Origin of the sequence: Diplocloster modestus (assembly GCF_019042245.1) — a bacterium.
GTDB lineage: Bacteria > Bacillota > Clostridia > Lachnospirales > Lachnospiraceae > Diplocloster > Diplocloster modestus.
On sequence record NZ_JAHQCX010000002.1, the window covers coordinates 332,990 to 344,667 of the forward strand.

An 11,678-nucleotide genomic window follows, 5' to 3' on the forward strand; every position below is an offset into this window, starting at 1 on the left:
CTAGAGGTATAATTTTTGCCGGGTTCTTATGGGATGGCTGGGGGGAGTACATCTTTGGTATTTCCCACAAAGCAACAAATAATATATTTTTCTCTGCGCCCTAATTAGAGTAGGGCCTGATGGCTCCAGGTTGGGCGGGGCGCCCGGCTTAGGGACGGAAGTAATTCTCATCTTAGAAAAAGCATGGCCGAATAGCGGAGGGAGACTCAAGTGAGAATGGAGGCTCTCACGCCGACATTCTCACTGCTTTCAGAGGCTCCCGCAGCTGCTTATGAGGTTGCTTTATCTAAGATGAGAATTACTTCCCTCCCTAAGCCGGGCGCCCCCGCCCAACCTGGAGCCATCAGGCCCGGCCCTTATCCCCCCCAGCAGCCCAAAAGCCAAAAAAGGCCCGGGACATACCTCAAGCCGAATGGCGAGTTTATCCCGGGCCCTGCGAATCAGGGGTTCTCCCGTCTGCTGTTCAACTGCTGCTTACTATTAATTCACACTTCTCTTCACATAGCTGGTGTGCAGAATCTCATGGGCCTTATGGCTTCCGGGTTCTCCCAGGTACTCCGCGTACAGCTGTTTGATGGCCGGATTCTCATGGGATTTCCGAATGGGTTTTCCCGCATCCGCGTCGTACAGAACCTTCGCTCGAAGCTTGCGGATATCGGTAAAGTTCCGAACAGACGCAGGCTGCTGGGGCTGTCCGCCGCCGTTTACACAGCCGCCGGGGCATCCCATAATTTCGATGAAGTGGTAATCCGCTTCCCCGTTTTTCACTTTCGTCAGCAGTTCCCTGGCATTGCCAAGACCGGAAGCTACCGCGACCTTAACATCCATGCCCGCTACGTTGTAAGTAGCTTCCTTGATTCCCTTCGTTCCACGAACATCCGTAAAATCTACGGATGCCAGTTCCTCGCCGGTCAGTGTCTCCACCGCGGTACGAAGAGCTGCTTCCATAACACCGCCGGTTGCGCCGAAAATCACGGCTGCGCCTGTGGATAATCCCAAAGGCTCGTCGAAGTCCTCATCCGGCAGATCCAGGAAACGGATACCTGTACGTTCGATCATCCTGGCCAGCTCTCTGGTGGTGATGGCGATATCTACATCCGGAACACCGGCTGCATCCTGGTCGTCACGGCCGATCTCGAACTTTTTAGCGGTACAGGGCATTACGCTGACCATAACGATGTCTTTCGGATCGATTCCCATCTTCTCCGCATAATAGGTCTTCGCGATGGCGCCGAACATCTGCTGTGGAGATTTGCAGGAGGAAAGATTCTCCGTCATATCGGGGAAATAATGTTCACAGTATTTAATCCATCCCGGAGAACAGGAGGTAATCAGCGGCAGAACTCCGCCGTTTTGTACCCGATCCAGGAATTCATGGGCTTCTTCCATGATCGTCAGATCGGCGCTGAAGTCCGTATCAAACACTTTATCAAAGCCCAGACGGCGAAGGGATGCCGCCATCTTGCCCTCTACATTCGTACCGATCGGCAGGCCGAAGGCCTCTCCAAGAGCCGCACGGACCGCCGGAGCCGTCTGTACCAGCACATGCTTTTTGGGATCTGCAAGAGCTGCGAACACATCATCGGTAAAGTCTTTTTCCCTTAATGCTCCCGTAGGACATACGGCGATACACTGGCCGCAGGATACACAGCTGGTTTCCCCTAAGCCCATCTCAAACGCGGAACCGATGTTGGTAACAAAACCACGCTCGTTGGCGCCGATCACGCCGATTCCCTGCACATTCGCGCAGACGGCCACGCAGCGGCGGCAAAGGATACATTTATTGTTGTCACGGATCATATGGGCGGCGGAATCATCGATATCGAAATCCTGCATTTCACCCTCATACATGTCCTCATTTTCCACCTTCAGGTCTTTACAGAGTTTCTGAAGTTCACAGTCACCGCTGCGGACGCAGGAGAGACATTTTCTGTGATGGTTGGAAAGGATCAGCTCCAATGTTTTCTTTCTGGAATCCAGAACCTTGGGCGTGTTGGTCCACACTTCCATTCCTTCATTGATCGGATATACACAGGAAGCAACCAGACTTCTTGCACCTTTTACTTCGCAGACACACATCCGGCATGCGCCAATTTCGTTGATATCCTTCAGGAAACAAAGAGTAGGAATCTCAATATTGGCAAGCCGGGCTGCTTCCAGAATGGTAGAGCCTGCAGGTGCTTTTACTTCTACACCATTTATTTTTAATGTAATATTTTCCATTTTTGAATCCTCCATTACTCTTTATAGATAGCGCCGAAGCGGCATTTTTCCATACATGCTCCACATTTTACGCACTTGCTCTGATCGATTGCGTGAGGTTCTTTGACCACGCCGATGATCGCATTGTTCGGACATGTTCTGGCACAAAGTGTACATCCCTTACATTTATCCGCATCGATCTTGTAGGACAACAGCGCCTTACAGACACCAGCCGGACATTTCTTATCCACAACGTGGGCAATATATTCATCCTTGAAATAACGAAGCGTGGATAATACCGGGTTGGGAGCCGTCTGTCCCAGACCGCAAAGGGCATTCTCTTTGATGTAGTAACAGAGTTCTTCCATCTTGTCCAGATCTTCCAGGGTGCCCTGGCCTTTGGTGATCTTATCTAACATCTCATAGAGACGTTTGGTTCCGATCCGGCAGGGGGTACATTTCCCACAGGATTCATCTACGGTGAACTCCAGGAAGAATTTGGCGATATCGACCATACAGTTGTCTTCATCCATAACGATCAGACCACCGGAACCCATCATGGAGCCGATGCTTATCAGGTTGTCATAATCAATCGGAATATCAAAATGTTCCGGAGGGATACATCCGCCGGAAGGTCCGCCGGTCTGCGCCGCCTTGAACTTCTTGCCGCCGGGGATTCCGCCGCCGATCTCTTCCACCACTTCACGAAGCGTAGTTCCCATGGGGATCTCCACCAGACCGGTGTTATTGATCTTTCCGCCCAGGGCGAATACTTTCGTTCCTTTGGACTTCTCGGTTCCCATGGAAGCGAACCATTCCGGTCCGTGCAGGATGATCTGAGGGATATTGGCATAGGTCTCTACATTGTTCAGAATCGTCGGTTTCGCAAACAGACCCTTCAGTGCCGGGAAAGGAGGCCTGCATCTGGGTTCACCGCGGTTTCCTTCGATGGAAACCATCAGCGCGGTCTCTTCCCCACATACGAAAGCTCCTGCGCCGAGCCTAAGATCAATATCAAAGCAGAAATCCGTTCCGAAGATATTCTTGCCCAGCAGACCATATTCTCTGGCCTGGTTGATGGCAATGTTCAGACGTTCTACAGCGATAGGATATTCCGCACGCACATATATGTAACCCTGGGTCGCACCAATGGTATAGCCAGCGATCGCCATAGCTTCCAGCACTACATGCGGGTCGCCCTCCAGAACCGAACGGTCCATGAAGGCACCGGGATCACCTTCATCGGCGTTACAACAGACATATTTTTGATCGGCATCGTTAGCCTTAGCCAGCGCCCATTTTCTTCCGGTAGGGAAGCCGGCTCCGCCGCGGCCTCTCAAACCGCTGTCCAGCAGGACATTTATCACATCATCGGGAGTCATCTCTGTCAGCACCTTGCCCAGAGCTTCGTATCCGCCGGTTCCGATGTATTCGTCGATATTTTCAGGATTGATGACACCACAGTTTCTCAGTGCGATTCTGTGCTGTTTCTTATAGAAATCCGTATCATTTAATGCGGTTACTCCATGGTCCGTTACCGTCTCATCATACAGAAGTCTGGTAACAACTCTTCCTTTTAACAGATGTTCCTCTACGATTTCGGGAATATCCTCTGCCTTTACCATTGCATAAAATGCTGCTTCCGGGTATACGATCATGATCGGTCCCAAAGCACACAGGCCGTGGCATCCGGTCTTTACAACAGCCACTTCGTTTTCCAGGCCTTTATTCTTAATTTCTTCCTCTAGTGTCGTGATGATTTTTTCACTTCCGGAGGAAGTGCATCCGGTTCCACCACAAACCAATACGTGTGAACGATACATAGTCACTGACCCTCCTATTTAATATTTTCAGCGTTCAAAGTATATTTCTGTACAACCTGACCACGGATCAGATGTTTTTCGAATACTTCCAGAGCTTTCTCCGGATTCATCTTCACATAAGTCACTTTATCCTTACCGGGTTCCATTACTTCTACGATCGGCTCATACTGGCACAGACCGATACATCCTGTCTGGGTTACCGCTACATTATCCAGATGTCTTTCCTGAACCGCGTCGGAAAGTGTGGTTAATACCGGTCTCGCACCGCTGGCGATACCGCAGGTTGCCATACCCACCACTACTCTGGTCTGGCTTGAGTCCTCTGAGCGAAGACCGACCTGTCCCTGCATTCTCTCACGGATTGCTTTCAATTCTTCCAAAGACTTCATATCGAGATCCCTCCATCTGTCTCTTTTTTGTTTTCCGTTAAATATTCCTTAATATATGCGGATACCTCCGGTTCATCAAAGGGTACATCCCCCAGGATCTCCCGAAATTCTCTGGTATCCAGCGTAAAACTTCTGCCGTCCACTTCATATGTATATCGAAAATCCATATCTTTATGAAATATAATAAGTGTGTGAATCGTACTGGTCATATCCCCCAGGGGCATTCTGTCAATATGGGACAATCCAAATACTGCTGTTACGCATGTCCCGGCTCCGGGCTTCGATTCTATGGAAAAATCTCCGCCGGCAGCCAATGCCGCCATCTTAAAAAACGGAACTCCCAGGCCGACCTTACGGGTCGTTCGGGTTGTAAAAAACGGGTCTTCCACATGGGCCAGCTGCTCCGCTGTCATTCCGCAGCCATCATCCTTGATCTTAATAACCAGAGTATCTGCCTTAGTATCCGCCGCTACGGATATCTCCACCAGCGATGCTTTCGCTCTGGTAGAATTCTCGGCCACATCCAACACATTCAGTGAAATTTCAGGCATCATAGGCTATTCGTATTTAGCCAGAATGTCATCGATGTCATCCACTGTTAATCTTCCGTAAACCTCACCGTTGATCATCATAACAGGTGCCAGACCACAGGCGCCCACACACCGGCATGCATCCAGCGAAAAACGTCCGTCCGGAGTACATTCTCCACCGACAATACCTAACTTCTCCATCAATTTATTGTAAATATCACCGGAGCCCTTCACATAACAGGCTGTTCCAAGACAGACAGAAATCTGATATTTACCTTTGGGATTGAGGGAAAATTGAGAATAGAAAGTCGCAACACCATAGATCTTCTCCAGGGGAAGCCCTGTTTCATTAGAAATGATGGTCTGAACTTCAATCGGCAGATAGCCATAGATATCCTGCGCTTTTTGCAGAATCGGCATCAAAGAACCTTTTTCGTCTTTGTGCTCGGCAATGACTTTTAACAGGTCCGCTTCCTGCTCCTTCGTTCCCTGAAACGGAACGGTTTGCTTTTTGGCACTCATCTAAAAACCTCCTTGTAATTAAACCTATAAGTATGACTATTTTATCACAAGTCCGTTAAAAAATCTACAAATAATTCCATTTTTCACACTAAATTAGCCGAGGGCGGATTAAGTGCTGTTGTGAAATTTACATAAATCAGTAGGTTTGAATATGGGGCCGGAGCGGGCAGCGGAAAGGGCGGCCTCCGGATGGGGGAAACCAAAGTAACGGGCGCCAAATCGCTTCGGCTGTGCCTAAGAACGGTATCTAAGCTTTGCCTGCTATGGTTTTGTATACTGGATTTAAAAAATAATTGTTTTCCTATACTCATTTTTAAATAGAAATTTTCAAATACTGTTGGGATTAGATCATTTTTTCACGAAGCTGCTTTCTATTAGATCTCTTTCTTCTTATTCTCTTTCTTCTTATTTAAATAGAAATTTTCACAGCTCGCCAAACAAACACAACTACTCAGCTTTCCCCAAAGCAGGGAGTCCCTCTGGGGGGCGGGATGGGATCCTCCTGTTTGGGGAGGCGGGGCGGGCACCTGTCCTTTGGCGGACATAGGGCGGCTGTGCTGCTGCTTAGTGAAATCCAGGCCGCAGATTCAGGATGCACGGCGGACTTCACGTCCGACGGGCAAGGGCCGCTGAACCGGGAACGCCTCATGCGTTCCTGGTGAATAGGCCCGGTTCCTGAATCTGCGGCCTGGATTCCACTTAGCAGCAGCCAGCATACAGCCCTCCCCCCGTCAAAGGACAGGTGCCCGCCCCGCCTCCTCAAACAGGAGGATCCCATCCCGCCCCCCAGAGGGACTCCAGGCCCCACCGAAAGCCTCCCCCCCTATACATTAAGGTTGAATGTCAACCCGATAAATGTTAAACTGGGGATATCTTATACAGTTAGTAAAGGGGGTTTTTAATTGAAAATAAGAGATATTCAAGGCTTGCTGGAAGCTAAGCTGATGGTAGATGGCGGTAATATGGATCTGGATATCCATTACGCCTGCGGCGCGGATATGATGAGCGATGTGCTGGCTTATCTGCATGAGCATTCTATCCTGCTGACAGGGCTGTGTAACCCGCAGGTGGTGCGCACCGCGGAAATGATGGATATTGAGTGTATCGTGTTTGTCCGTGGGAAACAGCCGGATGAAAATATGAAGTCCATGGCAAAGGAACGCAATCTCACTTTGATGGTATCCGATTACCGCATGTTCACTGCCTGCGGTAAACTGTATGAGCAGGGGATGCGCGGAGGTGATGTGCGTGGACGATAAAATTATATTGCACTATGAGGTCTCCGGGGATGATTTTACCAGGGCCGGGGAAGCCAGCAGCGATGTTAAGAATAAATTAAAACAGATGGATGTCAGCCCAGAGGCGATTCGAAAGGTTGCTATTGCCATGTATGAAGGTGAGATCAATATGGTGATCCACGCATACGGCGGTAATATTACCGTAGAGATCTCTCCGGAAGAGATCTTGATGGTACTTAAGGATACCGGTCCCGGTATTCCGGATGTAGGTCTGGCTATGCAGGAAGGTTATTCTACCGCTAAGGAAGAAATCCGTTCTCTGGGGTTTGGCGCCGGTATGGGACTCCCTAATATGAAGAAATATTCCGACACGATGAAAATTGATACCATCGTGGGTGTCGGTACTACAATCACGATGACGGTTGCTATGTGACCGGAAAAGAAGGTGTATTCATGGATAAATTTTATCATTCCGTGCGTCTGCAGCAGGATTTGTGCAAGGGTTGTATCAACTGTATTAAACGCTGTCCCACTTCGGCCATCCGGGTGAGGAACGGTAAAGCCCGGATTACCAGCAAATTCTGCATCGACTGCGGAGAATGCATCCGCATCTGCCCTCACCATGCGAAGGTGGCGACTTATGACCACCTGGATGCTTTGAAACAATACAAATATACGGTAATCCTGCCGGCTCCCTCCTTGTATGCCCAATTTAATAATCTGGACGATACGAATATCGTGCTGACCGCGCTTTTAATGCTGGGGTTTGATGACGTCTATGAAGTCAGCGGCGCCGCAGAGCTGGTATCCGAGGAATCCCGTACCTATATCAGAGAACATATGGATAACTGGCCTTATATCAGCACCGCCTGTCCCTCGGTGGTACGCCTGATCCGGGTCCGTTTTCCGAATCTGCTGAGTCATCTGCTGCCGGTGAAGCCGCCGGTGGAGGTGGCCGCGCAGCTGGCCCGGAAGAAAGCCATGAAACTGACCGGTTATAAGCCGGAGGAGATCGGCGTGTTCTTCCTGTCTCCCTGCCCTTCGAAGGTGACGTATTCCAAGACACCGCTTGGTGTGGAAAAAAGCGAGATTGATCATGTGCTGGCAATCAAGGAAATCTATCCCCTGATGCTGCCCCTGATGAAAGAGGCGCAGCGAAGCCCCAAACAGCTGTCGATCTCCGGTAAGATCGGTATCGGCTGGGGGGGCAGCGGGGGAGAAGCCAGCGGCCTGATCAGTGATAATTATCTGGCGGCCGACGGGATAGAGAATGTGATCCAAGTACTGGAGGATCTGGAGGATGAAAAGCTTCCGAACCTGCAGTTTATCGAGCTGGATGCCTGTGCAGGCGGCTGTGTCGGCGGGGTCCTGACCGTGGAGAATCCCTATGTGGCGGCGGTTAAATTAAAGAAACTGCGCAAGTATATGCCGGTTTCCTGCAATCATCTGGGGGATGAGCCGGCGGAAAATCTGTATCTCACCCAGGATATCAACTATGAGCCTGTGTTCCGTCTTGGGAATGATTTAAAGAGCAGCATCCTGAAAATGAATCAGGTGGAGCGGCTCTGTCAGAAATTCCCGGGGTTGGACTGCGGTTCCTGCGGGGCTCCGACCTGTAAGGCTCTGGCTGAGGATATCGTCCGGGGCGAGGCGAAAGAAAATGATTGTATCTATCTGTTCAGGCAGGATATCCATGAGCTCTCCGATGAGATCGCCGCGATTACGAATTCTCTGTTAAACGGCGACGGCGATGGAAAAGCCGGCATCCATATGCTCCAGGATTATATTCACGATTTTTCCAGCCGTATGGCCAGGCTGGACCCTTTGACGCAAAAGGAGAATGATGATGACAGTACAAGACCTGATTAATACGAACCGTTTTACAGTCATAAACGCCGGAGATCATCCGGAGCGTGAAATAACCAAACCCTTCTGCTGCGATCTGCTCAGTGTTGCCATGAGCAGGGCGCCCGAAGGCTGTGCCTGGGTAACTGTGATGGGGAACATGAATACCCTGGCTGTAGCGACACTCTCCGATTCCGCCTGCATTATCCTGGCGGAAGGTATGCTGCTGGATGAGGCGGCCGCGGCCAAAGCGAAGACACAGGGTGTCACGGTTCTTAGCACACAGGAGCCGGTATTTGAAACTGCCCTTATGATCTGCCGGCTGATCCATGGTGAATCTGTATTATGATTTACATATCCATTCCTGCCTGTCCCCATGCGGCGACGATGACATGACTCCCGCCAACATCGCAGGAATGGCTATGCTCAAAGGGCTGGATGTTATAGCGGTCACCGATCACAACAGCTGCCAAAACTGCCCGGCCGTATGTAAGCTTGCCGCGGAATACGGGATACTTGCGCTGCCAGGTATGGAACTGACCACGATGGAAGAAGTACACGCGGTATGTCTGTTTCCTGCCCTTTCGGACGCACTGTCCTTTGACAGCTATGTCTCCGACCAGCTTCCTCCAGTCCCGAACCGGGAAGATATCTTCGGGAAACAGCAGATCTACAGTGAGCAGGACGAAATCACCGGTACCTTACCCTATCTTCTGATCAACGCGACCTCTATCTCTTTTGAAGGTCTGTGGGAATTGGTTGATGGTTTTCACGGTATTATGTTCCCCGCCCACATAGATAAGCCGGCTTTCAGCCTTATCTCAAACCTTGGTTTTATTCCGGAGGACAGCCGGTTTCCCTGCGCGGAAGTCAAGGATATGAAAAAGCTCCACGAGCTGCAAAAATCCAATCCTTACCTGAATCAATGCCGGATTCTCAGTAATTCGGATGCCCACCAGCTCGAGTTGATCCATGAGCCCTATTACACCCTTTCCGCAGAAGCCAAGACACCGGAAGCAGTCATAGCGGCTCTGAAAATCAAACCAGAGGTATGATCATGAACTGCCAGCATTCGTCAGGCCTGTTTTTTCGGGTATGCCGGTGCCGGCGGCGGCTGTTGTCATAGGAATTTCATAATCCGGGTTTTTGCAAAAACATGTCGAAACCATGTTATAATCTACCATAAATTTATGCCAAAACTCTATGTTTTATTGTGCAAAACGGATAAAATAATTGACAGATTTTTCATTCTGTGATACTCTTTATTTGTGTTGCAGAGAGCAACGAAACACTAACATTTTTTAATTTTTTGGAGGTATCATCATGAGTAAAGGTACAGTAAAATGGTTTAACAACCAAAAAGGTTACGGATTCATTTCAGACTCTGAAGGCAACGATGTATTTGTGCATTACACAGGCCTCAACATGGACGGCTTCAAATCTCTGGAAGAGGGACAAGAAGTTGAATATGAAATCGTAAATGGAGATAAAGGTCCCCAGGCTGTTAACGTAACCAGACTCTAATCAAATCGTTTTCCATGTGCCTTATTCTTTCATAAATAGAATATTGCGACTTTATTAGGAAGAAAGCAAGGTAGAATACGAGATTACAAAAGAGAGCCATCTTAGGATGGTTCTCTTTTGTTTGATAGGAAAATGCTTCTATGGAACAGAAATTCAGTTTCATTCCTGGTTCAGCAATTCTTCCAGAATCCGGTTCACGATCCCCGGGTCCCCTTTCCCTTTCAGCTCTCTCATCGTTTGGCCAACCAGATAGCCCATGGCTTTCTTCTTTCCGCCGCGGAAGTCCTCCACGGATTTGGGATTTTGGCGGATTACGGTATCTATTACCGTTTTAAGAGCCGCCTCATCCGTGACTGCTCCCAGACCCTTCTCCCGGACATACGCTTCCGGATCCACATCCTGGTCAAAAATCTGCTCAAATACTTCCTTGGCAACCGTACCGTTGATGGCTCTGTCGTCCACCAGTTTAATGAGCTTTGCCAGATGGCCCGGTGTAAAATGGATCTCCTCCGGATCCATACCCTTTTCCTTCAGCATACGCATCGTCTCCCCCATCAGCCAGTTCGATACCTTCTTCGGCTGGCGGCACAGTGCGGTGGTCTCCTCGAAAATATCCGCCATATGCTTGGATGACGTGATGATATCTATATCATATTCCGGAATGTCATATTCCTTTTTATAGCGGTCTTGTTTCTGAGTCCTGAACTCAGGCTGGGCGTCTTTAATGGCCCGCAGCCATTCGTCACTGATCTGTACCGGCACCAGATCCGGTTCCGGAAAATAGCGGTAGTCCTGTGCATCTTCCTTTGACCTCATGGCATAAGAGTACTCCTTGTTATCATCCCAGCGCCTGGTCTCCTGAACCACAGTCTTCCCCTCTTCGATCAGCTCGATCTGCCGCTTCGTCTCCGCCTCGATCGCTCTGGATATGGCCTTAAAAGAGTTTAAGTTTTTCATTTCCGTCCGGGTTCCATATTCACTGGCGTTCACCTCCCGGACAGAGAGGTTCACATCCGCACGCATGGAGCCCTCCTGGAGTTTACAGTCGGAAGCACCCAGATATTGTATCAGGAGCCGCAGCTTTTCCAGGTACGCGATTACTTCCTCCGCACTTCTCATATCCGGCTCAGAGACGATCTCGATCAACGGTACGCCGCTTCGGTTATAATCTACCAGAGAACAATCCTCCCACTCATCGTGAATGAGCTTTCCGGCATCCTCTTCCATATGGATCTCGTGAATTCCGATCTTCTTTTTCTGTTTATCCGGCCCGGTTTCGATCTCCACATAGCCATCGCGGCAGATCGGGAGATACAGCTGGGAGATCTGATAGTTTTGCGGATTATCCGGATAGAAGTAATTCTTCCGGTCAAACTTACAATACTGATTGATCTGGCAGTTGGTGGCCAGGCCTACTGCGGCAGAATACTCCACCACCTGTCTGTTGAGTACCGGCAGCGAGCCCGGCATCCCTGTGCACACCGGGCAGGTGTGGGTATTGGGAGCACCGCCGAACTGTGTGCTGCAGGAACAGAAGATCTTTGTTTTCGTAGCCAGCTCCACATGGACTTCCAGCCCGATTACGGTTTCATACTGTTTTGCCAT

12 protein-coding genes are annotated in these 11,678 nt (G+C 49.7%); 6 read left to right on the forward strand and 6 right to left on the reverse strand.

Annotated elements, in window-relative coordinates:
- Positions 1 to 480: 480 nt before the first annotated feature.
- From KTH90_RS04370 to KTH90_RS04390, 5 genes are read right to left on the reverse strand one after another with little or no spacing between them, the layout of a single operon-like run.
- On the reverse strand, positions 481 to 2,223 hold the full coding sequence (locus KTH90_RS04370) for an NADH-dependent [FeFe] hydrogenase, group A6 (RefSeq protein WP_158349866.1): 1,743 nt from the start codon (positions 2,221 to 2,223) through the stop codon (positions 481 to 483).
- Positions 2,224 to 2,237: 14 nt separating this feature from the next.
- Positions 2,238 to 4,025, reverse strand: a complete 1,788-nt coding sequence (locus KTH90_RS04375) for an NADH-quinone oxidoreductase subunit NuoF (protein ID WP_158349867.1) — start codon at positions 4,023 to 4,025, stop codon at positions 2,238 to 2,240.
- Between the two features lie 14 nt (positions 4,026 to 4,039).
- The gene (locus KTH90_RS04380) at positions 4,040 to 4,414 is read right to left on the reverse strand and encodes a (2Fe-2S) ferredoxin domain-containing protein (RefSeq protein ID WP_158349868.1); all 375 of its coding nucleotides are present in this window, start codon (positions 4,412 to 4,414) and stop codon (positions 4,040 to 4,042) included.
- Entirely contained in the window at positions 4,411 to 4,968 is a 558-nt protein-coding gene (locus tag KTH90_RS04385) for an ATP-binding protein (protein WP_158349869.1), read from the reverse strand. Before KTH90_RS04385 ends, KTH90_RS04380 begins: the two co-directional genes overlap by 4 nt.
- 3 nt (positions 4,969 to 4,971) lie before the next feature.
- Positions 4,972 to 5,466 (reverse strand): NADH-quinone oxidoreductase subunit NuoE family protein, encoded by a 495-nt coding sequence (locus tag KTH90_RS04390; RefSeq protein ID WP_158349870.1) that lies wholly within the window; start codon positions 5,464 to 5,466, stop codon positions 4,972 to 4,974.
- Positions 5,467 to 6,368: 902 nt separating this feature from the next.
- On the opposite strand from KTH90_RS04390, the gene KTH90_RS04395 reads away from it, so the two are divergent.
- The 6 genes from KTH90_RS04395 to KTH90_RS04420 all read left to right on the forward strand — a co-directional run bounded on the left by KTH90_RS04395 (position 6,369) and on the right by KTH90_RS04420 (position 10,073).
- Entirely contained in the window at positions 6,369 to 6,725 is a 357-nt protein-coding gene (locus KTH90_RS04395; RefSeq protein ID WP_158349871.1) for a DRTGG domain-containing protein, read from the forward strand.
- Entirely contained in the window at positions 6,709 to 7,137 is a 429-nt protein-coding gene (locus tag KTH90_RS04400) for an ATP-binding protein (protein WP_275061323.1), read from the forward strand. Before KTH90_RS04395 ends, KTH90_RS04400 begins: the two co-directional genes overlap by 17 nt.
- Before the next feature lie 20 nt (positions 7,138 to 7,157).
- A complete protein-coding gene (locus KTH90_RS04405; RefSeq protein WP_158349873.1) occupies positions 7,158 to 8,573 on the forward strand; it encodes a [Fe-Fe] hydrogenase large subunit C-terminal domain-containing protein in 1,416 nt (471 codons plus the stop codon).
- Complete coding sequence (locus KTH90_RS04410) at positions 8,551 to 8,898, forward strand: DRTGG domain-containing protein (RefSeq protein WP_158349874.1); 348 nt, start codon at positions 8,551 to 8,553, stop codon at positions 8,896 to 8,898. The genes KTH90_RS04405 and KTH90_RS04410 overlap by 23 nt, the downstream gene beginning before the upstream one ends.
- Complete coding sequence (locus tag KTH90_RS04415; protein ID WP_158349875.1) at positions 8,879 to 9,604, forward strand: PHP domain-containing protein; 726 nt, start codon at positions 8,879 to 8,881, stop codon at positions 9,602 to 9,604. The genes KTH90_RS04410 and KTH90_RS04415 overlap by 20 nt, the downstream gene beginning before the upstream one ends.
- A 268-nt stretch (positions 9,605 to 9,872) precedes the next feature.
- Entirely contained in the window at positions 9,873 to 10,073 is a 201-nt protein-coding gene (locus KTH90_RS04420) for a cold-shock protein (RefSeq protein WP_158342928.1), read from the forward strand.
- 159 nt (positions 10,074 to 10,232) lie between these two features.
- Here the strand turns inward: KTH90_RS04420 and gatB are convergent, their stop codons facing one another.
- Positions 10,233 to 11,678: an Asp-tRNA(Asn)/Glu-tRNA(Gln) amidotransferase subunit GatB gene (gatB, locus tag KTH90_RS04425; protein WP_158349876.1), complete on the reverse strand. Its 1,446-nt coding sequence runs from the start codon at positions 11,676 to 11,678 to the stop codon at positions 10,233 to 10,235.

What these genes read in the sequence shown, in the direction of transcription:
- KTH90_RS04370 (WP_158349866.1), bottom strand. Translation starts at nt 2,223, where the DNA reads ATGGAAAATATTACATTAAAAATAAATGGTGTAGAAGTAAAAGCACCT.
- KTH90_RS04375 (WP_158349867.1), bottom strand. Translation starts at nt 4,025, where the DNA reads ATGTATCGTTCACACGTATTGGTTTGTGGTGGAACCGGATGCACTTCC.
- KTH90_RS04380 (WP_158349868.1), bottom strand. Translation starts at nt 4,414, where the DNA reads ATGAAGTCTTTGGAAGAATTGAAAGCAATCCGTGAGAGAATGCAGGGA.
- KTH90_RS04385 (WP_158349869.1), bottom strand. Translation starts at nt 4,968, where the DNA reads ATGATGCCTGAAATTTCACTGAATGTGTTGGATGTGGCCGAGAATTCT.
- KTH90_RS04390 (WP_158349870.1), bottom strand. Translation starts at nt 5,466, where the DNA reads ATGAGTGCCAAAAAGCAAACCGTTCCGTTTCAGGGAACGAAGGAGCAG.
- KTH90_RS04400 (WP_275061323.1), top strand. Translation starts at nt 6,709, where the DNA reads ATGTGCGTGGACGATAAAATTATATTGCACTATGAGGTCTCCGGGGAT.
- KTH90_RS04405 (WP_158349873.1), top strand. Translation starts at nt 7,158, where the DNA reads ATGGATAAATTTTATCATTCCGTGCGTCTGCAGCAGGATTTGTGCAAG.
- KTH90_RS04410 (WP_158349874.1), top strand. Translation starts at nt 8,551, where the DNA reads ATGACAGTACAAGACCTGATTAATACGAACCGTTTTACAGTCATAAAC.
- KTH90_RS04415 (WP_158349875.1), top strand. Translation starts at nt 8,879, where the DNA reads ATGGTGAATCTGTATTATGATTTACATATCCATTCCTGCCTGTCCCCA.
- KTH90_RS04420 (WP_158342928.1), top strand. Translation starts at nt 9,873, where the DNA reads ATGAGTAAAGGTACAGTAAAATGGTTTAACAACCAAAAAGGTTACGGA.
- gatB (WP_158349876.1), bottom strand. Translation starts at nt 11,678, where the DNA reads ATGGCAAAACAGTATGAAACCGTAATCGGGCTGGAAGTCCATGTGGAG.